Here is a 21,835-nt window from a genome sequence, read left to right on the forward strand (position 1 = left end):
ACATCCAGCTCAGCGCCTAGCCCCTCGAGGTCATAAGCCGCAAATGAATTGAAGACAAAGAACGTCTTCTATTCATTTGCGTCTTATGCTTGTCGGGGCTGACCAAGGCACTTGCGCTTTTGTTTAGTAAAAGAAAGGACGCCCAATTATGTCAAGAATCATTGCCCTAATTATTATGGTTATCCCAGGATTAATAGCAGCTTACGGTATTAAACTTATGCGTGATATGACATTTGGAATTCTTCAGCCTCCTATCCCTTATTTATGGGTTCAGTTCATGTTAGGTCTATTATTTTTTCTAGGTGGGCTTTCATTTGTTGCAGGATTTATTTTTTATAGAGATCGTAAAAGAAATAAAGTCCAAAAAAAATTCAGCAGAAACAAGGGTTAGAATTTCAAACAGTAAAAAAGAGTGAGCCAATTATTAATATGGCTCACTCTTTTTCAGTATATTTTATTCTTTCTTCTACAGCCTTTTCCGGGAAATCAGTAAAAAATGCAGTACACTCATTCTCAAATAAATCCTGCATCCATTTCTCCTCATTAACTGTAAATGGCCTTACCGCAACTTGATATGATTTAGAGCTTTCTATAATGGTATGGTTTACGGCTAAATAGTGTGGATGTAATCCAGCTGCACCAACTTGTTTTGCATATTCCCATGGCTTGTACAAGCCTTCCACATACAATATAGCTGTTTCAATCTCCCTGGAAAGCTCAGAACATTTCACCAAGCTATAATGATTAAATGACGATAAAATAGTTCGCTTTTCAAGACTATATTTTTGAACTAATTCAATCGTTTTTTCCTCTATCATTGGATAGTCAACAATCCCATTCTTTAATTCGATATTGACCAAAAATGACGGAAGAGCAGCAACCCATTTTAATACTTCCTCAAGAGTAGGGATTTGGGCTTTTCCTAAAAAGTCCGGAAATTTATAACTCGCATCTAACTTTAAAATGTCAGCCAAAAATAAATCCTTTACAAATCCAGAACCATCTGTTGTTCGATCTACTGTTTCATCGTGAATAACAACAAGTTCACCATCTTTTGTCATTTGAACATCTAACTCAATTCCATCAGCTCCAGCTTGATTCGCTGCTAAAAACGATAGCATCGTATTTTCAGGAGAAGTACCTGCTGAGCCCCGATGGCCAAAAATTAATGTCATCTTGAACACACCTTCATTTCATGTAAAATAGACGTAGGAGGTTGATTCCATGAGACCATTGCAAATTTCTGCTGAAACAGCTCAAAAGCTGGCTAAATCACTTAATGTTCCCCTCGAGCAAGTTATGCATATGCCACAGCATATCCTCATATCTAAGCTGGCTGAACTAAACAAAAGTGAAGAAAAAAAGAACTAATTCAATTGCAGACCCTTATATTCTATATAAATAAGGGTTTTGCGATATTTACCACCCTCCTTGTATTTCACCTTATAACATTCTCTCTTCAGTGACTGTTTCCTTTTTTAACACAATTATTTTTTTAAATTAGTATCAAGTAATAATAATAGATGTTATGATTAGGTTATTAAAATCGGCGAGGTGAAACAAATGTTTTCAAAAGCTCGAATTACAGCTATTGGATCTTATGTACCTGAACGAGTGATAACAAACAATGATTTCGAAAAAATGATCGACACGAATGATGAATGGGTAACAAAAAGAACCGGTATAAAAGAAAGACGATTTGCAGCTGAAAATGAATTCACAAGTGATCTGTCTATCAAAGCGATAGAAGATTTGATTATACGTTATAATAAAGAAATTAGTGATGTTGATTTTATTATTGTTAGCACCATGTCACCTGATTACCAAACACCGAGTGTGGCTTCATATATACAAGGAAAATTAGGAATACGAAACGCCGGAGCGATTGACTTAAATGCTGCATGTGCAGGGTTTACTTATGGGCTCCATATGGCAAACGCATTAATTACTAGCGGAGCTCATAAAAAAATTCTTGTTATTGGCGCAGAAACAATATCAAAAATCACTGACTTTACAGATCGAACCACATGCATCTTATTTGGAGATGGTGCAAGTGCTGTACTTGTTGAAGAAGACCAGGAGGGACATATCCTTGGATCAACTGTCCATTCTGAAGGAGAAAAGGCATTTAATCTATATTGTACAAACTTATCAAATACAATGTTTCATCAAGAACTCGAACATAAAAGACAACTTGTTCAAAACGGAAGAGAAGTTTATAAATGGGCAGTTACGACTGTGCCTAAATATATGAATTCCCTACTTTCATCAACTAACCTTACATTAAATGATATTGATTGGTTTATTCCACACAGTGCGAATCTAAGAATGATTGAATCCATTTGTGAAAAAAGCGGATTCAGTATTGAGAAGACCATTTACAGTATGGTCAATTACGGGAATACTTCAGCAGCTTCAATTCCATTAGCGTTAGATCTTGGAATTAAAGAAGGAAAAATCAAAGCCGGGGATACATTATTATTATATGGCTTTGGTGGAGGGCTATCTCATTCCGGTCAGATTATTAAATGGGGATAGTTAAACAGGTTACATAAAATGGAAAGTGCTTTTATCTAAAGTATCATTTTTTTACGTATTGTGCTATGCTTGACTTAGAAGCGAGGTGTCAAATTTGGCAGCATATAAAGCAAAGAAAAGTAACCTAAAAGAACTTTTAACCAAAAGTAACACTGAGCTTGATGTTCTGGCGGCCGATACAAATATTCCAATGGAACAATTACATGGCTACTTAGACAAAAAAGTTATGAACTTGAACAATGCAATGACAATCTCTAAAGCACTAAATTGCAATATAGAAGACCTTTATGTTTGGAAGGTTTCCGGAGAGTGATTATTTCACTCTTTTTTATTTTTTACAAACAATGTTTTTGAATAAACTCTCCAATCATTTTATTAAGTGTAAACAAAATAATAGGCCTCCCATTTACTGGTTTTAATCCAATAAATTGAAAGACCTATTATTTAAAAGCCTATAAGAGTTTCGAATTTCGCAATATATCTTAACTTCTCAATACTCTAATTAACTAGCCTTATGCTCTAAACGAAGCTTATCCGCTACCATTGCAATAAACTCTGAATTTGTCGGTTTCGCTTTTGTCATGCTTACCGTGTAGCCAAATAATGATGAGATTGATTCAATGTTTCCGCGACTCCATGCTACTTCGATTGCGTGACGAATGGCACGCTCCACTCTAGATGCAGTTGTGTTGTATTTTTTCGCAATATCGGGATATAACACTTTTGTAATAGATCCTAATAGTTCAATATCGTTATATACCATTGAAATAGCTTCGCGTAAGTACAAGTATCCTTTAATATGAGCAGGAACACCAATTTCATGGATAATACTCGTGATACTAGCATCCAAGTTTTTCCCTTTAGACTGAGGTTCACTCGTTCTAATTGAGGAACTAGATCGTTTTAGTATTGGAGCTGCATTGCCGCTGACTTGACGAATATGACTTGCCAGTCCCTCCATATCGAATGGTTTTAAAATAAAGTATGCTGCTCCTAAATCAACAGCTTTTTTGGTCACATCCTCTTGACCAAATGCTGTTAACATAATGACATTCGGTTGCGGACGATCCATTTGTCTAAGCTTTTCCAATACACCTAAACCGTCTAAGTGAGGCATAATAATATCTAATACTAAAACATCAGGATCTTTGTCCTTTAACATTGTTAGACATTCTTGACCATTATATGCTACACCAAGAACTTCTATATCATCCTGACTTGAGAGATACTCCTCTAATAAGCCTACAAGCTCTCGGTTATCATCGACTATACAAACTTTAATTTTACTCACAAAAACTTCCTCCTCAGTCTTGATTTCCCCAATATGTCTGATATCTTTCCATATGATTACATAAATAGTTTCGACAATTCCATAAAAAACCCTCTATTTTTTCAAAAAAACTTTAAAAAATGGAGTATAACTATGATTTTCTTCATTTTACTTCGTTTTTCGACTTATTACACCATTTGACAATTAACCCCCATCTTGGTTTTGTCGAAAAATCTTTCTTCTTTATTGTACATAAATTTGCCATAAATGAAAAGCTTAAATTAGGGAGCGTTTAAAAAGAAAAAAACTGTCAAGAAATTTAATTTCTTGACAGTTTTGTTTAGCTTGCTTTTTGTTCTTGGTTTCCATATATGTCTATACCTGCTTCACTTAGCATCCATTCTATATGAACTCCATAACCTGAAGTTGGATCGTTAACGAATACATGTGTCACAGCACCAATAACTTTACCATTTTGAATAATTGGACTACCGCTCATTCCCTGAACAATACCGCCCGTTTTATCAAGTAGTCGTTTATCGGTAATCTTAATAACCATTCCTTTTGTTGCAGGGAATTTTTGAGGAACAGAACTAACCACTTCCACTTCAAATTCCTCAACTTTGTCTTGGTCTACGACAGTTAAAATTTTTGCGGGTCCCTCTTTCACTTCAGATGATAAGGCAATCGGCATCGCTTTATCCATCACACCATTATCAATGCTTTGATTTAATTCACCGAAAATTCCAAAAGGGCTGTTTCTTGTAATATTTCCAATTACTTGGCGATCACTTGAAAATCTCGCTAATTTTTCACCTGGATTACCGTTACTTCCCTTTTCAATTGATGTGACAGTTGAACGGACAATTTGTCCATTATCTACTACAATCGGTTTTTTCGTATCCATATCAGAGATAACATGTCCTAATGCTCCGTATTTTTTTGATTTAGGATCATAAAACGTCATAGTTCCAATTCCAGCTGCTGAATCCCTAATATATAATCCAATACGATAGGAATGGTCATGCTCATCCTTAAGAGGATATAGTTTGGTTTTCACCTCTACTTGTTCCCTGTTAAGAATTAAGTCAAGAGGTTCTCCAGTTTTCCCTGCTTTCTGAATAAACGGTGTTACATCACTCATCTGCTCAATCTTTTTTCCGTTAATATGAGTAATAATATCTCCTATTTCAACACCTGCTAGCTCACCGGGAGATTTTTTTCCGTCAGTAGTACTAATTTGATGGTGTCCTACCACCAAAACGCCAAGAGTATTTAATTTTACACCAATTGACTGTCCTCCAGGTATAACCTTGAAATCAGGTAAGACCGTTACCCCAGCTTTTTTAACAGGAAAACCCGCAAGATCAAAAACAACTTCTCCTTCACCTGCTTCTTGTCCATGTATATCAAGTGTTTTGCCATCATTATTCTTTTGTACAGTAAATGCCAGCTCAGATGGTTGATGAGCATTTACAGGTAAGGAATTATCTACACTCACTTTTTGTGATTCAAATACTGTTACCGTCTTTGGCATGTTTACATATTCTTGAACTTCTTTTACAAATCCTAAACTCATTAATAACACAAGGAGAAGTACACCAACTAATTTTCTCATTTTATCTGTCTGCAAAAACCTTCACTCTCCTCGCTCCTAACCCACACCATAAATCTTTATGGCTACAGTTTTAATGTAGCCTTTTAGAAGCTTATTTATAACTGTAATCACTAGAAAAAAGAAGGATTTGTTGCAAGTTTTAGCAGGATTTTACGTATATTCATCATGAGTGGTTTTTCAAGGATAAGATTTGGTTTTATTTGTATAGTTTTTATCAGGCAGGTTAAGTTAAACGTGGTAGTTTTTTATTATAGAAATTAAAAAGCTGCCGTATAAAAATGGCAGCTTAGTCTTTTATTGCTTCGCCGTGCTTGCTAGTGCAAGAAGTTCTTTTGCGTGCTCTTTGGACAATTCAGTCACTTCAACGCCTGCAATCATTCGGCCAATTTCTTTAATCTTTTCTTCATCATTTAAAGGTTTTACACTTGTTTTTGTTCTACCGGCTTTTGTTTCTTTCGCAATATATAAGTGTGTATCTGCCATTGCTGCAACTTGTGGCAAGTGGGTTATACATAATACTTGAGAGCCATTTGAAACCCGATAAATTTTTTCAGCTATTGCTTGAGCCACACGACCACTAACACCCGTATCCACTTCATCAAATATAATCGATGTAATTCCTTGATGCTGTGAGAAAATACTTTTCATCGCAAGCATAATTCTTGAAAGCTCTCCACCTGATGCTGTTTTATTTAGAGGTTTAAGCGGCTCTCCAGGATTAGTTGAAATATAAAATTCAATTTCATCAACTCCGTTTGAAGTGTACTTTACCTCATGGGACGGTGACCGCTTTTCATTTATATTTACATCAAAACTTGTTTTTTCCATGTAAAGTTCTTTTAATTCCTGGTGGATTTCATCAATAAGAACCTTAGCGTATTTCTTACGAATTGTTGAAATATTTTTAGCCTCAACAGATAAATCCGCTAAAATTGATTCAAGCTCTTTTTGTAATTTAGATAAATGACTATCTTTATTTTGTATTGTATCAATTTCTTCTTCAATTTTAGCTGAATAAGTTAAGATTTCTTCAACTGATTGTCCATATTTGCGTTTTAGATGATTAATTTCATTTAAACGACTCTCTACAAAATTTAATCTTTCCGGATCAAATTCCAGTGAATCTAGTTCGTTTCGAACTTCATAAGATAAATCTTCCAACATATAATATGCATTAGAAATTGTTTCAGACAATTCTTTTAATTTTGTATTTATGCTACCTATATTTTCAAGATGACTCATTGCTAGACCAACCCAATCTAATCCTCTTTGTTCCCCATGTAACGAGTTGTAACTATTGTTTAATGAGTCATAAACTTTTTCGTAATTTGAGATTTGATGCTTCTCTTCCATAAGGAGTTCATCTTCATTAGGCTGTAAATCAGCTTTTTCTATTTCCTCCAATTGAAATTGAAGCAAATCAAGGCGATGGGCCATCTCTTGTTCATTTTCAGAAAGCTGTTTGATTTTTCTATTTAATCCATCATAGCGCTGATAAAGCTCCAAATAAGCAACAAGGGCTGTCTTTACTTCTTTGCCGCCATATTGATCTAAAAGTGATAGGTGATTTTCTTCATTCATCAACTCTTGATTATCATGTTGTCCATGAATATCAACTAATAATTGCCCAATTTCTCTTAATACGGCAATGGTCACGAGCTTACCGTTTATACGACAGATACTTTTTCCTGATGAACTCATATCTCTACGTAGAATAATCATACCGTCACTAACATCTATCCCGAATTCCACACATCGTTCGTAAACAGGATGCTGTTCCTCATCCAAAAGAAAAAGGGCTTCTAACTCTGCTCGCTTTTCACCATACCTTACAAATTCAGAAGAGCCTCGAGCTCCCGCTAATAAATGAATGGCATCAATAATAATTGATTTACCTGCACCCGTTTCTCCTGTTAAAACAGTTAATCCTTTTTCAAAGGATACGGTCAATGACTCAATGATTGCAAAGTTTTTTATTGATAATTCCGCTAACAAACAGAATCCACCTCTTTATTATTCAATAACATTAAAGCATATCTAAAAATCGTTGTGTAATGTTTTCAGTATCCAGTGGTGTTCTACATATGATTAGTATGGTATCATCACCACAAATTGTCCCCAATACTTCATCCCAGTCAAGATTATCGATTAAAGCTCCGATAGCATTGGCATTACCCGGTAAAGTTTTCATAACAAGCATATGGCCTGCTGAATCTATCTTGACAAATGCATCCATTAAAGCTCTCTTAAGCTTTTGTAATGGATTAAACCGCTGATCTGCTGGCAAACTATACTTATAACGTCCATCTAACATAGGAACCTTTACTAAGTGAAGCTCTTTAATATCCCGGGAAACAGTGGCTTGTGTAACATTAAAGCCCATTCCTTTTAATAAATCAACTAATTCGTCTTGTGTTTCTATATCATTATTCGTGATGATTTCTCGTATTTTTATATGTCTCTGTCCTTTATTCATCTTTAGGCACCCCTTTTTTCATTGATGCAAATAAAATTCTGTATGTTTATACCTTTTATCTTATATTAAAACCCTTTAATTGTACAGATTTATTCAAAACCAAGATGAAAAGATGCATAAAACAAAACAATTAAAAGATAAAAGAAAAACGATAGAGACAATGGTTTTGCATGAATATACAGATAATTCTTTCATTAAAAAAACAGGAAATAGCAAGCTGCTACTACTCCTGTTTTTCAGTTTGTTTCTTTTCTTTTAATATAGCATGTGCCTCATCAACAATTTGTCTTTCTGTTAGTTCAATATATTTAGTTCCTTCTGCTTGACTGCCTTCCCATCTTAAATGAAGAAGAAACTCTATATTTCCGTCCCCGCCTGTTATAGGTGAGTAGGAAAGATTATGCACATCATATCCTTCTTTCAGTACAAAGGCCAACATTTCTTTTAAAACGAATTCGTGAACAGATGGATCCCGTACAATTCCTTTTTTCCCTACGAACTCTTTCCCTGCCTCAAATTGTGGTTTTATTAAAGCAACTACATCACTTTTAGGACAAAGAATTGTCTTTAGAACAGGGAAAATTAATCGCAATGAAATAAAAGAAACATCAATCGATGCAAATTCAGGCATTCCCCTTTGAAAGTCAGAGGGTGTTACGTAACGAAAGTTTGTTCTCTCCATCACAACTACCCGCTCATCTTGACGTAATTTCCATGCTAACTGATTATAACCAACATCAAGTGCATAAGACAGCTTAGCTCCATTTTGAAGGGCACAATCTGTAAATCCGCCTGTTGAAGAGCCGATATCAATCATAATTTTATCTTTAACATCAACATTAAATTCATTTATTGCTTTTTCTAGTTTTAATCCTCCACGACTAACATATGGAAGTGTTTGTCCCTTAACTGTCAATACTAAATCCCGTGAAATTTTCTCTCCCGGCTTATCAAGCCGCTCTTCATTGCCGTAAACGATCCCTGCCATAATAGCACGCTTTGCTTTTTCTCTTGTTTCGAATAGCCCACTTTCAACCAAAAGTATATCTAGTCTTTCCTTTTTACTCATGATCGTAAAACTCTTTTCTTTTGTTCGGGTATCATTGAAGCCAATTTATTGACAACCTGTTCTGTAGTCATTCCTATTTCTTCAAGTAATTTGGACACACTTCCATGTTCAATAAATTTGTCAGGTATACCAATACGAGAAATAACTGTTTGTGTATATTCGTGTTCTTGAGCAAATTCGAGAATTGAACTCCCAAATCCACCTTGTAAAACTGCTTCTTCAATCGTTAAGACGGGAATCTTTTCAGCAAATATTTCATGAAGCATTTTTTCATCTAAAGGTTTAATAAAACGAGCATTCACTACACGGATAGACTTCCCTTGTTCAGCCAATTTTTCTGCTGCCTCCATTGCCATTTCAATCGTTGTTCCAAATGTAAGGATAACGGCATCATGACCTTCTTTTAACACTTCCCATGTACCAATCGGAATGACCTTAAGATCTTCATCCATCGGTACTCCTATCCCGTTTCCTCTTGCATATCTCAACGCAATTGGTCCATCCTCGTATTTTAATGCTGTATGAACTAAATGTTGTCCCTCATTTTCATCCTTTGCCATCATAATGACCATATTTGGCAAATGTCTCAAAAAGGCAATATCAAATACACCCTGGTGCGTTTCTCCATCAGCACCTACTAGTCCTGAACGATCAATACCTATAAAAACATTTAAATTTTGGCGGCAAATATCGTGGAGCACCTGGTCGTAAGCCCTTTGAAGGAAAGTTGAGTAAATAGCTAAAAACGGCTTCATATTTTGTGTTGCTAAACCTGCTGCCATCGTTGTAGCATGTTGCTCAGCGATTCCAACATCAAACATTCGATCCGGGAATTCTTCTGCAAAGGCTTCAAGTTTAGATCCAACCGGCATTGCAGGTGTTATAGCAACGACACGTTTATCTTCCCGAGCCACTTTTAAAACCGTATCACTCACTAATTTACTCCAAGCAGGACCGATTACTTTTGGTTTTACAAAATCACCTGTCTCAATTTTGTAGGGACCAGTTCCGTGCCATGTTCCGATCGTATCTAACTCAGCCGGCTGATAACCTTTCCCCTTCTTTGTTATAACATGAAGCAATACAGGCCCAGATGTTTTTTTAGCGTATTGAAGATTTTCAAATAAATCATCATAATTATGACCATCTACCGGACCAAGATAAGTAAACCCAAGTTCTTCAAAGAAGACTCCGGATACAAGCATATATTTCAAACTATCTTTTACACGTTCAGCTGTAGACGCTAGTTTTCCGCCTACTGCAGGAATTTTTTTCAATAAATATTCCAGCTCATCTTTTACCCAATGATACTTTCCTGCTGTTCTAAGTCTCCCAAGCACATTATGAAGAGCACCTACATTTGGCGCAATGGACATTTCATTATCATTAAGTACAACAATAACATCCTTTTGTTCATGCCCAATGTGATTTAGAGCTTCAAGCGCCATTCCACCTGTTAAAGCGCCATCACCGATAATCGGGATAATATGTTCTTTTGTTTGTTTTATGTCTCTTGCAATAACCATTCCCATTGCTGCGGATAATGAGGTAGAACTGTGACCAGTTTCCCAAACATCATGAGGGCTTTCATCACGCTTCGGAAAACCTGATAACCCTTTATATTGACGTAATGTATTAAAATCACCAGCTCGTCCAGTTAGGATTTTATGTACATACGATTGATGTCCCACATCCCAAATGAATTTGTCTTTTGGACTATTAAACACCTTATGAAGTGCAATGGTTAATTCAACAACACCTAAGTTTGGTCCTATATGGCCACCTGTTTCAGATAATTTCTCTATAAGAAATGTTCGAATTTCCGCACTTAATTTTTCGAGTTCATTGTTTGATAATTTCTTTAAAAAGCTAGGGTCTTTAATGGATAGAAGATCCAAATGGATCACTCACTTTCAATTCAGTTTGTTTCTCTTTTATATACATTAGTTCTATTATATTCTTATCTATCTATTTTAACGTAAAAATCTTTATGTTGAAATATTTTTAAAGAACAATTGCTTATGACGAACATATAGTAAGCAAAAAAAACTTACCATAAATAAGCCATAATTACAATGTTTTATGTAAAACATACCTAAGATTGCCACGGCATAACAGTGTTATACACACCTGTTAGTATGCTGTACCCTTAAAGGAAACAAAAGAAACAACTAACAAGAAAACCGTCTCCAGCCGGAAAACGGTTTGTTTGATGAATCATTATTAATGATCTCTTTTAGCAATTAAATCACAAATCTGCTCCAATAATTCCGCTTTTGTTGATAGATGTTGAAGCAGGTTTTTCGCTTGAGAAATATGGTCATGAAGCTTATCCTTAGCCCCCTGCATGGAAAGAATTGACGGATAGGTAGTTTTTTCATTTAACGTATCTGATCCTACAGGTTTTCCAAGCTTCTCTTGATTTCCTTCAATATCCAAAATATCATCTCTAATTTGAAAAGCGATCCCTAGATGATAAGAAAACTCCCTTAGTTTATCAATATCTTCTTCAGGCGCATCTGCCAAAATTGCTCCTGCAAGGATACTAAAGCCTAATAATTTAGCTGTTTTATTTTCATGGATAAACTCAAGTTCTTCAAGACTAAGACTTTTCGCTTCACCTTCCATATCTGCAACTTGTCCACCAACCATTCCTTCAACACCTGCTGCTTTAACAAGTTCAGCAACTAATCTTAACTTTTTCTCAGCAGTGACGACAGGATCTTGTACGATGAGAGAAAAGCTTTGAGTTAACAAGCCATCGCCTGCTAATACAGCTACAGCTTCTCCAAATACTTTATGATTCGTCGGCTTCCCTCTTCTCAAATCATCATCATCCATACAAGGCAGGTCATCATGGACCAATGAATATGTGTGAATCATTTCTATTGCACATGCTGTTGCGATCCCAGTCTCCTCAGGTTTGTTATATGTATGTAGAAGAGCCAAAACAAGCACTGGTCTTAAGCGCTTTCCACCCGCTTCCAGTGAATAGAGCATTGATTCTTTTAAGGAGTGAGGAGTAGATAAATCTTTAATAAAGAGTGGCATTGCCTCTTCTATTTTCTTTTTACGCGAGTTTAAAAAATCGTTCACTTGTATATTCACGATTTTTCTTCCTCCTGAAGCTCAAACGGCTTTAATTCACCATCTTCACGTAATATATAATCCATTTGCTTTTCAACATGCTGCAACTTATCATGACAAAGCTTTGATAGCTCCATGCCTTTTTGAAAATATTCGATCGCCTTTTCTAATGGCACATCACCTTCCTCAAGTTTTCCCACAATTTCTTCAAGTTGTTGCATAGCATGTTCGAAAGACAGTTCTTCATCTTTGGTTTGTTTTTCATTACTCATGAATTGTACGCTCCTCTATACCCTGAACTTCACATTCAAGTTGTCCATCTTTTAATTGCACTTTCAGAACTTGACCTTTTGTAATTTGATTAACGCTTTTAATAAGCTTATCCTCTTGATAGACAAGACTATAACCACGATCCATAATTTTTAATGGACTTAATGCATTCAGTTTATCAATTGTTGCCTGAAATTGCGATTGCTTGTTTGCTATAATAGATGCCATTTCACGGTTGAGTTTTCTAAGTATTGCTTCGTGTGCTTCATTTGAACGTTTAACTTGATCCTTTGGATGAACTTTTTCCAGACGATTTTTTATATATGTATAAGTTTCCTTTTTACGGAGAATCACGCGTTCTCCTTCTTTTTGCAATCGATCAATTACATTGTCCAGCTGTTGTTCCTTTTGCAAATACAGCTGTTTTGGATAACGAAATGCATAGGATGTTTTAAAATGATTCAGCTTTTCCTTTTGTGAACTTAATTTTTCTGCCATTGTTCTTGTTAATCGGTTTTTCCGATCTGCTATTCGCTCAATTAAATCTGTTGAATGAGGAACAGCCATCTCAGCAGCACCTGTAGGAGTAGGTGCCCGTAAATCAGCTACAAAGTCTGCAATCGTAAAATCTGTTTCATGTCCAACTGCTGAAATGATCGGCACTTGTGAAGAGAATATCTCACGAGCTACAATTTCTTCATTAAATGCCCATAATTCCTCAATCGAACCACCACCACGACCAACAATAAGCACATCAAGTGTTCCAAGCTCGTTTGCGCTTTTAATTGCCTTGGCAACGGAAGGACCTGCCTGAACACCTTGAACTAGCGCAGGAATTAAGATGACCTTAGCCATCGGATATCTTCTATTAATTGTTGTTAAAATATCTCGAATTGCCGCTCCAGTTGGGGAAGTGATAACCCCGACTTCATTTGGATATCTAGGTATTGGTTTCTTATATTTCTCGTCAAAAAGGCCTTCATGCTGAAGTTTTTTCTTTAATTCCTCGTATGCCAAATAGAGACTGCCAATTCCATCCGGTTGCATTTCCTTGACATAAACTTGATACCCACCACTTTGCTCATAAACGGTGATTTCCCCACGTAAAAGAACCTTCATCCCATTTTCAGGTTTGAATTTTAATGTTTTATTTGCGCCTGCAAACATCACTGCTTGAATTCTTGCCTTTTCGTCTTTTAGGGTAAAGTACATATGTCCCCGACTATGTAGATTAAAATTGGAGATTTCACCTTTAATCCATATATCAGCTAAATGAGGATCAACATCAAATTTACGTTTTATATATTTTGTAAGCGCTGTAACCGTCACATACCTAGGTTCACTCATTTAAACACCTCCTTGCCACTCATATTAGTTGATTAAAAAATTAAGGACAGAATGCTAAACCTCATTCCGTCCCTAAAACTTTCTTAATCGATAGAGGCTTATTTACTTTCTAAGAAATTCTTTGCAGACTGTACAGTATTATGCGCAAGCATTGTAATCGTCATTGGTCCTACTCCACCTGGAACAGGTGTTAAGTAACTCGCCACATCTTTCGCTTCATCAAACACAACATCTCCAACCAATTTCCCTGTATCTAATCGGTTTACACCTACATCAATAACGACTGCACCAGGCTTAATTTGGTTTCCTTTAATAAAATTAGCCCGTCCAACAGCTGCAACTAAAATATCCGCTTCTTTTGTATATGATGTTAAATCTTTTGTTTTTGAATGGCAATAAGTAACTGTCGCATGTTCATTTAGTAATAATTGACCCACAGGCTTTCCAACAATGTTACTTCTTCCAACAACCACAACATTTTTACCAGCAATTTCGACGCCAACTGATTTAATCATTTCAACAATTCCAGCTGGAGTACATGGTAAAAATGTATCTTGTCCAGTCATCATTCGACCGATATTAATCGGATGGAAGCCGTCTACATCTTTTAGAGGTGAGATTTTTTCAACAACAGCTGTTTCATTAATATGTGCCGGTAATGGAAGTTGAACCAAAATCCCATGATATTCATTATTGTTATTATAGCTCTCAATAATATCTAGAAGTTCATTTTCACTTAAAGACTCTGGAAAATGCTCCAACTTAAATCCAACACCAATTTCTTCAGCAGCTTTTTGCTTTCCTCTGATATAAGAAAGGGATGCAGGGTTATCTCCTACTAAAATAACAACGAGCTTTGGCAGTAAGCCCTTAGCTTTAATTTGTTCAACCTCTACCGCAAGTTCACTTCTTTTTGACTTTGATAATTCTTTACCATCAATGATTGTTGCTGCCATTCGTAATTCCTCCTAAGGTAATCGTTCTAGCTCTCTAGATTTTGTTTGATTTTAGAAAGTACACCATTAACAAACTTACTTGAATGGTCATCACCAAATGCTTTAGCTAATTCAACAGCTTCATCAATTGCTACATTGGCAGGAACATCTTCAGCAAACTTCAGCTCATATGCAGCCATCCGCAAAATCGTTTTATCGATATTTGCCAAACGGTCAATTGTCCAGTTAACAAGGTGTGGAGCAATAAGATCATCAAGCTCCTTCTCATGTTCAATAGTTCCAAAAACGAGTTGATTTAAAAATGGGTTGGAACGTTCCTCTTCCAATGCATGCTCAATTGCTTCGTTTGGGTCAGTTTGGCTAACATTTACTTGAAACAATGCCTGTAATGCCTTTTCCCTTGCTGTTCTACGTTTCATTCTATACTTGCTCCTTTAATGTTTAAAAATGTCGAATGTCATAAAGTGATCATACCATATCTAACTGGCAGATTCATTCGTAAATTCATATGTTTTTTGTTGTTTTCCGAATGAAAAGGCTTTTATCTAATGAAACATTCGTTGTTTGGTAACTATATTTTATTAACAATATAACCAGTGATCATTATACTATAAACCAATTTCATTAATTCCTATGTAACAAAAAAGAAACCAAAGGAAAAACCCTTGGCTTTTTTTCAAAGAATTCGTTTTCTTGTTGTTTCTATATTTCTTGATCTACTTCAACATCTTGTGTTTTAGTTTCAAATTGAACACCAACAACATGAATATTCACTTCGTTTACTTCTAATGCTGTCATATTCAATAATGCTTGGCGAATATTATCTTGAATTTTTTGAGCGACAGTTGGAATAGATACACCAAAGATCATCACACAATAGACATCGATAATGATTCCTTCTTCGTTTAAATCAACTTTGACACCCTTACCATGGTTTTTCTTACCCAGGCGTTCTACAACTCCTGCCGCGAAGTTACCGCGCATTGAAGCAACACCTTCGATTTCAGAAGCAGCAATACCTGCTATAACTTCAATTACTTCAGGGGCAATTTCAACTTTTCCTAAACCATTATTTTCAGGATTCATTTCTAACACATTATTTGTATCTTTCAAGAATCAGCACCTCCGTGTATTTTTATGATTCCATCACTTTATGCAATTCTAAAAATTTGGTATTAAACTCTCCACTAACAAATGCTTCGTGATCAAGAAGTCTCAAATGGAATGGAATCGTTGTTGAAACACCTTCAATGACAAATTCACTTAAAGCACGTTTCATTCGAGCAATCGCTTCTTCTCTCGTTGCACCATACGTTATGAGCTTTGCAATCATTGAATCATAATACGGTGGAATAGAATATCCTGGATATACGGCTGAATCTACTCTAACACCCAAACCTCCTGGAGGCAAATACATCTCAATCTTACCTGGTGACGGCATAAAGTTCTTCTCAGGATTTTCTGCATTAATACGACACTCAATCGACCAACCATTAAATGTTACGTCATTTTGTGTTACAGACAATTTTTCACCGGAAGCCACTTTAATTTGTTCTTTTATTAAGTCAATGCCTGTTACCATTTCTGTAACTGGATGTTCAACTTGAATACGTGTATTCATTTCCATGAAATAAAACTGCTTATTCACATGATCAAAAATGAATTCAACCGTTCCTGCACCCGTATACTGAACAGCCTCAGCTGCTTTGACTGCTGCTTCACCCATTTGTGAACGAATATCTTCGTTAAGAGCCGGTGATGGAGTTTCTTCAACTAATTTTTGGAGTCTCCGTTGAATTGAACAATCTCGTTCACCTAAATGTATAGTATTTCCATGGGTATCAGCTAACACCTGAATTTCCACATGACGGAAATCTTCAATATATTTTTCAATATAAACTCCCGGATTTCCAAAAGCAGTCGCTGCCTCTTGTTGGGTAATTTCGATTCCTTTTATAAGTGCCTGCTCATCTTGAGCAACACGGATCCCTTTACCTCCACCGCCAGCAGTTGCTTTAATTATAACAGGATATCCCATATCATTGGCTAATTTTTTCGCATCTTCAATGCTCTCAATTATTCCTTTTGAGCCTGGTACAATTGGAACACCAGCTTGGCGCATTGTTTCCCTCGCAACATCTTTTGTTCCCATTTTAGAGATGGCATCAGAGCTTGGGCCAACGAACGTAATATTGCATTCTTTACATAACTCAGCAAAGTCAGCATTTTCTGCTAAAAAGCCATACCCTGGATGAATCGCATCACTTTCCGTCAGCTTTGCAACACTAATTATATTCGTAAAGTTTAAGTAACTGTCTTTCGAAGCTGTTGGCCCGATACAATAAGCTTCATCAGCTAACTGTACATGCAATGCCTCTCTGTCTGCTTCTGAAAAGACAGCAACTGTTTCAATATCAAGCTCCTTACATGCTCTGATAATTCGAACCGCAATTTCTCCTCGATTGGCAATCAATAATTTCTTAATCATCATATTAGCTCCTTACTCAGGCTTTACTAGGAATAGAGGTTGACCATACTCTACAAGTTGTCCATTTTCTGCAAGTATTTCAACAATCTCACCTTTTACTTCTGCCTCAATTTCATTGAAAAGTTTCATCGCTTCTACAATACAAACAACAGAATCTGTTGTTACTTTAGAGCCAACCTCAACATAATCTCCTGCCTCAGGTGATGAAGCTGAATAGAATGTCCCAACCATTGGGGATGTGATTTTATGTAGATTTGCTGTATCTGCTTTAGTTTCTTCTTTTGGTGCAGCGGTCTCAGCTGCTGCTGGCTGTGCAGATACTGCTTGTGTTACTTGCGGCCCGGCTTGTACAACTTCAGCTGGAGGAGCAGCCACTACGTTGCGGACAACTGTTTCAACCTCATTTGCTTGTTTCTTCATTTTTATTATTGAACCTTCTTGTTCAATTGTAAATTCGTGAATAGAGGAATGATCAATTAATTTAATGATTTCTCTGATTTCTTGTATCTTTAGCATGCTTATGCACCCCTTAATTCTTGTGATCATGGTAAAACTCATGATCTTTTAGTTTATAATCTAGTACTAAAACTTAGTCCCATAATACCATCTTACGATAAATCTAAGAAGAAATTCAACAATAATTCTACCCATTTATGAGCAATTCTACAGAAGGAAAGATATTTTTTTTCAATTCAAAGGTAAGATTCACATAAAATTTTGAAGAAAATGGTTAAAAAAGGAAAAGGGTCATCCTTTTGGAATGACCCTTTCCGTAATTTATTTATTTGCAGGCTCGAATGTTACAATCACTTCATCCATATTTTCCATTTCATCTCTAACAAGTGTCATGATTTGGTTAGCTGAAGAGGCATTATGCTCTTTTGCTTTTACAGTAATCTTTACATTATTTCCATCTGCTCTAACAAGTGCATCATCAAATCCTTTTGATTTAATTAATGTTTCAAGCAGCATTTCCTTTCTAGCTGCATCATTTAATGCTTCCATTTCATCATAAGCATCACTTTTCTCAGTTGCAGAAGCATCATTGCTTGCTACGATTGTTTGTAATTGCTCTTTCAACTCATTTCGTTGATCGTCTAATTGCATGCGCAATTCCGTAAATAACTCATCACTAGAAACACTTGAGCTGGAGATCACAGTACCATCTTCTAACTCTTCAGTTTGGACCTCACCTTCTTTACCTGCTTCAGCATCCTCAGTTTTTTCTGATGTTTCATTTGGTTCAGTTGCTTCTGTTTTCTCATTTGGTTCAGCTGCTTCTGCACTTTCACCTTCAGTGCTTTCTTCCTTAGCTACCTGTTCCTGCCCTTCTTCTGTTGTTGCACTATCACTTTCACTTGCCTTTTGCTCCTCACCTGTCATAACCACATTACTAGTTCCGCCCTCCGGAGAAGTAACATAATACACTGATAATACCACCACTAAACTTAGCATAGTTAATAACCAAACGGTTTGTTTTTTCAACATCATCTATTCATCCTCCTTCATTTTTTTCGAAGCTACAGCTACTCGGTGACTAGGTACTCCCAGTACTCTCGTAACTGAATCTACAATTGTTTTTTTTATGTTAATGTTGTCAGCACCACCAGCAACGACTAAGACACCGCGTATTTCAGGTTTTTTTGTTTGAATCAAGATGGGTGTCTCTTTTTCACCGTCTTGGATAATGACAACTTGTTCATCTTTCGAAAGATCTTCAACCTCCCGTTTACCACCTTCACGATCTGTCTCTGTTGTTGTTTGACTTTGGGTAACGGTATTTTTTTCAAAGATCTTTTGTGAAGTGGAATCCACATTCACAACCACATGTACCTTACCAACGCCGGAAATGGTTTCCAACACTTCTTTCAATTGATTTTCATATTCTGCTTCATAATCAGAGATGGAGTCAGTCTTTTCACCATTCGTTTGTTTAAATACCTCTGTTTCTTCCTTCGTTGAGGTACTTGCAGATGTTTGTACGGCATTCTGAGATTGTTCATGATTGTTTGTAAAAAGATTGCTTACTAGCATAAAAGCAATTCCTAGAACGAACACTAGAATAAAATAATGATATTTTGATGGTTTCTTCGAGTTTGACTGACCAAGAATTGATTTCAGCTTATCTATAAAGCTTTCTTTATTGCTCATTTTAGTGACTCCTCCCCCCTTTCCAAATCCAATGTGATTTTTTCTTCTTCGACTTCCCAAATTTTTGCTAACGATGCTACAATTTGATCCGTTTGAATTTCATTAAGTTCTTCGTTTTTTTCCACTTCTTTTGATGTATCAATTGTGACCGGCTCAACAACTTCCACTGTTTCGTCCCCTGATACTTCCGTTGCCTTATTTTGTTTTATGATGACCTGGATATGCTGCAGATCCTTTTGAGAGGCAATGTCTTTTACGTTTTCTGTTTCGGAAAGAAGGATTGTTTCAATCATCACATCATATTTTTGCACCAGCTCCTCCTCTGCCATCGTTTTCATTTGGACAGCCATTTGTTCTAAAATATATGCACGTTGTGAGGCTTGTATTTCTTTTTTCTGAAATTCTATTAAATTTTTTCCGTTTTCATCTTCAGAAGCGGCGTGTAGGTTGAATTCAGAAAGAATTTCATTCATATCAGTTGAAAAAATTTTAAAAATTGGATTGATGATGACAATAATTAAAAGTAAACTAATGACCATTTTTGCGTATTTTTGCATGGAGGAGTTAGGTAATAAAAGGTCGATAACAACAGCTAGTAAAATAAACACAATGATATTTGTTATCCATTCTGTAAGAAACGACATTTTATCCCCCCTTAACGCATCATGATTGTTAAATTACTGGCAGCGATAATAACTGTTAAACTTAGAAAAAACATTAATGACACAATAGCTAAAGCAGCAAAAATATAAATAACACTTTTACTAATAATATCCAAACAGCTTATAACCGGGCCTCCACCAAGTGGTTGCAGGATTGCTGCAGCAAACTTATAGATTAAAGCAAGGGATAAAACTTTAATAGCAGGAAAAGCAACGATAAATAGCAGAACCGCTACCCCGAGTACTCCAACAGTGTTTTTCAATAAGACGGATGCACTTATTACCGTGTCCGTGGCATCTGTGAACATTCTTCCTAAAACAGGAATAAAATTTCCTGTAATAAATTTTGCGGTCCGAATTGTTATTCCATCTGTTACAGCCGCTGATGCTCCTTGGACGGAGATGACACCAAGAAAAATTGTTAGGAAAGAGGCTAGTAAACCGATGCTTATATTCCTTAACAAATTTGCAAGCTGTGTCACTTTGTATTGATCTGTAAGTGTGCTTACAATATTTAATAAAGCAGATAAAAACAATAGCGGTAAAACAATATTCTGGATTAACAATCCACTCGTATTCATAAGAAAAATGATGACCGGATGAAAAAATGCCGCCGAGGCTAGTCCACCTGAAGAAGCCATTAATGCTAATAGAAGTGGAATTAGAGCTAAAATAAAATTCGTCATCGCATGTATAGCTTGATTTGTATACTCAATGGCAACATGAAAACTATTTAGTGCAATGATAATTAACACCATATAAACTAAAGCATACGCCACTTTACTTACAGCGCTTTGGTTAAAGGCATTTTGTAATAACTGCAATAGCATACTAAAGATTGTTAATAATATAAGAGTTCCTAGTAATTTCCCATTCGCTATTAATTCATGAAACATAAATTTTAAAAATGCTTTAATCCATTCTTGAAAGGAAAGTTCCTTTTCGCCGTTTAGGAATTGAAGAAGACTACCTTTTTGACTCTCAGGTAAAAACCCTCCATATTTTGTCATAACGTCATCCCAATAGGCTTTAATATCTGTTATATCAAGTTTTTCAACCTGATCATTTACAAAGGCATCAGCCGTTATTTCTACTCCCGGATTTTCTTCTTCTGTTTGCTGTGTAGTCGTGGAGGCTTGTACATGTATGGGGACTGCTAGAATGATAGAAACAAAGAATAAGAAAGTAAGTATTTGCCGCATTTAACACACCTCCAGCTTATTCAGCTTCTTTCCATATTACATTTGCTGAATTTACCATTTAAGGATAAACTACGTTCCTGGTATCATCCCTAGAACTGTTTCAATAATGACTGTTAAGATTGGAATTGCCATCGTTAGAATTAGAATTTTTCCTCCTAATTCAATCTTGGAAGCTATGGCACCTTGTCCAGCATCTTTTGTAATTTGCGCACCAAATTCTGCAATATAAGCGATGCCAATTATTTTTAATATTGTTTCAACATAAATTAAATTTACATTTGCATTAAGAGCAATTCGTTCCACCATACGAACAATCTCATACACCTGATCGATTAAAAAAAGAAAAATCACACACCCGACAAATACTACAAGCATAAAGGCAAAGGTAGGTTTTTGCTCCTTCACTATAAGGGCAAGAAAGGTTGCAATTAATCCTAGTCCGACAATTTGGATGATCTCGATGAGAAACGCCCCCTTACCCTTGAAAAAGAAAGACTGATTTAATCTTTTTGAATAAATCATCTACAATTGATGCCACCATAAACAAGATATAGATAAAGCCAATTAATGTGACCCATTGTGCATACTCCTTCTTACCCATTTGATCTAAGATTGTGTGAAGGAATGCAACGACGATTCCTATCCCCGCTATTTGAAATATGGTGTTTATATCTACGCCCATTGCGACAACTCCCTTTCAC

General features: G+C 36.0%; 25 protein-coding genes. 4 read left to right on the plus strand and 21 right to left on the minus strand.

What is annotated here, in order from left to right; translation table 11 throughout:
• The first annotated feature begins 148 nt into the window (after positions 1–148).
• Positions 149–391 carry a DUF2627 domain-containing protein gene (locus HWV59_RS18690; RefSeq protein WP_102229336.1) on the plus strand — a complete coding sequence of 81 codons (243 nt, stop codon included), beginning with the start codon at positions 149–151 and terminating at the stop codon, positions 389–391.
• Between the two features lie 43 nt (positions 392–434).
• Here HWV59_RS18690 and HWV59_RS18695 read toward each other — a convergent pair whose 3' ends face one another.
• Positions 435–1,175 (minus strand): glycerophosphodiester phosphodiesterase, encoded by a 741-nt coding sequence (locus HWV59_RS18695; protein WP_102229337.1) that lies wholly within the window; start codon positions 1,173–1,175, stop codon positions 435–437.
• Between the two features lie 49 nt (positions 1,176–1,224).
• On the opposite strand from HWV59_RS18695, the gene HWV59_RS18700 reads away from it, so the two are divergent.
• From HWV59_RS18700 to HWV59_RS18710, 3 genes are all read left to right on the plus strand, one after another.
• Positions 1,225–1,371, plus strand: a complete 147-nt coding sequence (locus HWV59_RS18700; protein WP_102229338.1) for a YycC family protein — start codon at positions 1,225–1,227, stop codon at positions 1,369–1,371.
• A gap of 192 nt (positions 1,372–1,563) precedes the next feature.
• Positions 1,564–2,538, plus strand: a complete 975-nt coding sequence (locus HWV59_RS18705; protein ID WP_102229339.1) for a ketoacyl-ACP synthase III — start codon at positions 1,564–1,566, stop codon at positions 2,536–2,538.
• Positions 2,539–2,632: 94 nt separating this feature from the next.
• Complete coding sequence (locus HWV59_RS18710; RefSeq protein WP_175639748.1) at positions 2,633–2,851, plus strand: helix-turn-helix domain-containing protein; 219 nt, start codon at positions 2,633–2,635, stop codon at positions 2,849–2,851.
• Between the two features lie 189 nt (positions 2,852–3,040).
• Here the strand turns inward: HWV59_RS18710 and spo0A are convergent, their stop codons facing one another.
• The 20 genes from spo0A to spoIIIAC all read right to left on the minus strand — a co-directional run bounded on the left by spo0A (position 3,041) and on the right by spoIIIAC (position 21,816).
• Complete coding sequence (gene spo0A / locus HWV59_RS18715; RefSeq protein WP_102229341.1) at positions 3,041–3,829, minus strand: sporulation transcription factor Spo0A; 789 nt, start codon at positions 3,827–3,829, stop codon at positions 3,041–3,043.
• A 319-nt stretch (positions 3,830–4,148) separates the two neighbouring features.
• Positions 4,149–5,426 carry a SpoIVB peptidase gene (gene spoIVB, locus HWV59_RS18720; RefSeq protein WP_175640117.1) on the minus strand — a complete coding sequence of 426 codons (1,278 nt, stop codon included), beginning with the start codon at positions 5,424–5,426 and terminating at the stop codon, positions 4,149–4,151.
• Positions 5,427–5,720: 294 nt separating this feature from the next.
• Positions 5,721–7,421 (minus strand): DNA repair protein RecN, encoded by a 1,701-nt coding sequence (gene recN, locus HWV59_RS18725; protein WP_175639749.1) that lies wholly within the window; start codon positions 7,419–7,421, stop codon positions 5,721–5,723.
• Between the two features lie 31 nt (positions 7,422–7,452).
• Positions 7,453–7,902: a transcriptional regulator AhrC/ArgR gene (gene ahrC, locus HWV59_RS18730; protein WP_026558860.1), complete on the minus strand. Its 450-nt coding sequence runs from the start codon at positions 7,900–7,902 to the stop codon at positions 7,453–7,455.
• 223 nt (positions 7,903–8,125) lie between these two features.
• On the minus strand, positions 8,126–8,974 hold the full coding sequence (locus tag HWV59_RS18735) for a TlyA family RNA methyltransferase (protein WP_102229343.1): 849 nt from the start codon (positions 8,972–8,974) through the stop codon (positions 8,126–8,128).
• Positions 8,968–10,869 carry a 1-deoxy-D-xylulose-5-phosphate synthase gene (gene dxs, locus HWV59_RS18740; RefSeq protein WP_175639750.1) on the minus strand — a complete coding sequence of 634 codons (1,902 nt, stop codon included), beginning with the start codon at positions 10,867–10,869 and terminating at the stop codon, positions 8,968–8,970. The genes HWV59_RS18735 and dxs overlap by 7 nt, the downstream gene beginning before the upstream one ends.
• Positions 10,870–11,194: 325 nt before the next feature.
• Positions 11,195–12,079 (minus strand): polyprenyl synthetase family protein, encoded by an 885-nt coding sequence (locus tag HWV59_RS18745; RefSeq protein WP_102229345.1) that lies wholly within the window; start codon positions 12,077–12,079, stop codon positions 11,195–11,197.
• The gene (locus tag HWV59_RS18750) at positions 12,076–12,330 is read right to left on the minus strand and encodes an exodeoxyribonuclease VII small subunit (protein WP_102229346.1); all 255 of its coding nucleotides are present in this window, start codon (positions 12,328–12,330) and stop codon (positions 12,076–12,078) included. The genes HWV59_RS18745 and HWV59_RS18750 overlap by 4 nt, the downstream gene beginning before the upstream one ends.
• Complete coding sequence (xseA, locus tag HWV59_RS18755) at positions 12,323–13,675, minus strand: exodeoxyribonuclease VII large subunit (protein WP_102229347.1); 1,353 nt, start codon at positions 13,673–13,675, stop codon at positions 12,323–12,325. The genes HWV59_RS18750 and xseA overlap by 8 nt, the downstream gene beginning before the upstream one ends.
• A 98-nt stretch (positions 13,676–13,773) precedes the next feature.
• Positions 13,774–14,631 (minus strand): bifunctional methylenetetrahydrofolate dehydrogenase/methenyltetrahydrofolate cyclohydrolase FolD, encoded by an 858-nt coding sequence (gene folD / locus HWV59_RS18760; protein WP_175639751.1) that lies wholly within the window; start codon positions 14,629–14,631, stop codon positions 13,774–13,776.
• Positions 14,632–14,657: 26 nt separating this feature from the next.
• Positions 14,658–15,050: a transcription antitermination factor NusB gene (nusB, locus tag HWV59_RS18765; protein WP_102229349.1), complete on the minus strand. Its 393-nt coding sequence runs from the start codon at positions 15,048–15,050 to the stop codon at positions 14,658–14,660.
• A gap of 283 nt (positions 15,051–15,333) precedes the next feature.
• Positions 15,334–15,717 (minus strand): Asp23/Gls24 family envelope stress response protein, encoded by a 384-nt coding sequence (locus HWV59_RS18770; RefSeq protein WP_102229564.1) that lies wholly within the window; start codon positions 15,715–15,717, stop codon positions 15,334–15,336.
• A 49-nt stretch (positions 15,718–15,766) separates the two neighbouring features.
• Positions 15,767–17,119 carry an acetyl-CoA carboxylase biotin carboxylase subunit gene (gene accC, locus HWV59_RS18775; protein WP_175639753.1) on the minus strand — a complete coding sequence of 451 codons (1,353 nt, stop codon included), beginning with the start codon at positions 17,117–17,119 and terminating at the stop codon, positions 15,767–15,769.
• Positions 17,120–17,131: 12 nt separating this feature from the next.
• On the minus strand, positions 17,132–17,635 hold the full coding sequence (accB, locus tag HWV59_RS18780; protein ID WP_175639754.1) for an acetyl-CoA carboxylase biotin carboxyl carrier protein: 504 nt from the start codon (positions 17,633–17,635) through the stop codon (positions 17,132–17,134).
• 261 nt (positions 17,636–17,896) lie between these two features.
• Positions 17,897–18,610 (minus strand): SpoIIIAH-like family protein, encoded by a 714-nt coding sequence (locus HWV59_RS18785; protein ID WP_175639755.1) that lies wholly within the window; start codon positions 18,608–18,610, stop codon positions 17,897–17,899.
• Complete coding sequence (gene spoIIIAG, locus HWV59_RS18790; RefSeq protein WP_102229353.1) at positions 18,611–19,270, minus strand: stage III sporulation protein AG; 660 nt, start codon at positions 19,268–19,270, stop codon at positions 18,611–18,613.
• A complete protein-coding gene (gene spoIIIAF, locus HWV59_RS18795; RefSeq protein ID WP_175639756.1) occupies positions 19,267–19,914 on the minus strand; it encodes a stage III sporulation protein AF in 648 nt (215 codons plus the stop codon). The genes spoIIIAG and spoIIIAF overlap by 4 nt, the downstream gene beginning before the upstream one ends.
• An 11-nt stretch (positions 19,915–19,925) precedes the next feature.
• Complete coding sequence (spoIIIAE, locus tag HWV59_RS18800) at positions 19,926–21,134, minus strand: stage III sporulation protein AE (protein ID WP_102229355.1); 1,209 nt, start codon at positions 21,132–21,134, stop codon at positions 19,926–19,928.
• Positions 21,135–21,203: 69 nt separating this feature from the next.
• Positions 21,204–21,656, minus strand: coding sequence for a stage III sporulation protein AD (gene spoIIIAD / locus HWV59_RS18805; RefSeq protein WP_175639757.1), 453 nt, complete (start codon positions 21,654–21,656; stop codon positions 21,204–21,206).
• Entirely contained in the window at positions 21,610–21,816 is a 207-nt protein-coding gene (spoIIIAC, locus tag HWV59_RS18810) for a stage III sporulation protein AC (protein WP_026558844.1), read from the minus strand. Before spoIIIAC ends, spoIIIAD begins: the two co-directional genes overlap by 47 nt.
• Positions 21,817–21,835 lie beyond the last annotated feature (19 nt).

The sequence above is a fragment of the Metabacillus schmidteae genome, from assembly GCF_903166545.1.
GTDB lineage: Bacteria > Bacillota > Bacilli > Bacillales > Bacillaceae > Metabacillus > Metabacillus schmidteae.

Excerpts from the sequence above, each read along its gene's own strand:
- HWV59_RS18690 (WP_102229336.1), top strand. The coding sequence starts at position 149 with ATGTCAAGAATCATTGCCCTAATTATTATGGTTATCCCAGGATTAATA.
- HWV59_RS18695 (WP_102229337.1), bottom strand. The coding sequence starts at position 1,175 with ATGACATTAATTTTTGGCCATCGGGGCTCAGCAGGTACTTCTCCTGAA.
- HWV59_RS18700 (WP_102229338.1), top strand. The coding sequence starts at position 1,225 with ATGAGACCATTGCAAATTTCTGCTGAAACAGCTCAAAAGCTGGCTAAA.
- HWV59_RS18705 (WP_102229339.1), top strand. The coding sequence starts at position 1,564 with ATGTTTTCAAAAGCTCGAATTACAGCTATTGGATCTTATGTACCTGAA.
- spoIVB (WP_175640117.1), bottom strand. The coding sequence starts at position 5,426 with ATGAGAAAATTAGTTGGTGTACTTCTCCTTGTGTTATTAATGAGTTTA.
- ahrC (WP_026558860.1), bottom strand. The coding sequence starts at position 7,902 with ATGAATAAAGGACAGAGACATATAAAAATACGAGAAATCATCACGAAT.
- HWV59_RS18750 (WP_102229346.1), bottom strand. The coding sequence starts at position 12,330 with ATGAGTAATGAAAAACAAACCAAAGATGAAGAACTGTCTTTCGAACAT.
- xseA (WP_102229347.1), bottom strand. The coding sequence starts at position 13,675 with ATGAGTGAACCTAGGTATGTGACGGTTACAGCGCTTACAAAATATATA.
- folD (WP_175639751.1), bottom strand. The coding sequence starts at position 14,631 with ATGGCAGCAACAATCATTGATGGTAAAGAATTATCAAAGTCAAAAAGA.
- nusB (WP_102229349.1), bottom strand. The coding sequence starts at position 15,050 with ATGAAACGTAGAACAGCAAGGGAAAAGGCATTACAGGCATTGTTTCAA.
- HWV59_RS18770 (WP_102229564.1), bottom strand. The coding sequence starts at position 15,717 with ATGAATCCTGAAAATAATGGTTTAGGAAAAGTTGAAATTGCCCCTGAA.
- accC (WP_175639753.1), bottom strand. The coding sequence starts at position 17,119 with ATGATTAAGAAATTATTGATTGCCAATCGAGGAGAAATTGCGGTTCGA.
- accB (WP_175639754.1), bottom strand. The coding sequence starts at position 17,635 with ATGCTAAAGATACAAGAAATCAGAGAAATCATTAAATTAATTGATCAT.
- HWV59_RS18785 (WP_175639755.1), bottom strand. The coding sequence starts at position 18,610 with ATGATGTTGAAAAAACAAACCGTTTGGTTATTAACTATGCTAAGTTTA.
- spoIIIAG (WP_102229353.1), bottom strand. The coding sequence starts at position 19,270 with ATGAGCAATAAAGAAAGCTTTATAGATAAGCTGAAATCAATTCTTGGT.
- spoIIIAF (WP_175639756.1), bottom strand. The coding sequence starts at position 19,914 with ATGTCGTTTCTTACAGAATGGATAACAAATATCATTGTGTTTATTTTA.
- spoIIIAE (WP_102229355.1), bottom strand. The coding sequence starts at position 21,134 with ATGCGGCAAATACTTACTTTCTTATTCTTTGTTTCTATCATTCTAGCA.
- spoIIIAD (WP_175639757.1), bottom strand. The coding sequence starts at position 21,656 with ATGATTTATTCAAAAAGATTAAATCAGTCTTTCTTTTTCAAGGGTAAG.
- spoIIIAC (WP_026558844.1), bottom strand. The coding sequence starts at position 21,816 with ATGGGCGTAGATATAAACACCATATTTCAAATAGCGGGGATAGGAATC.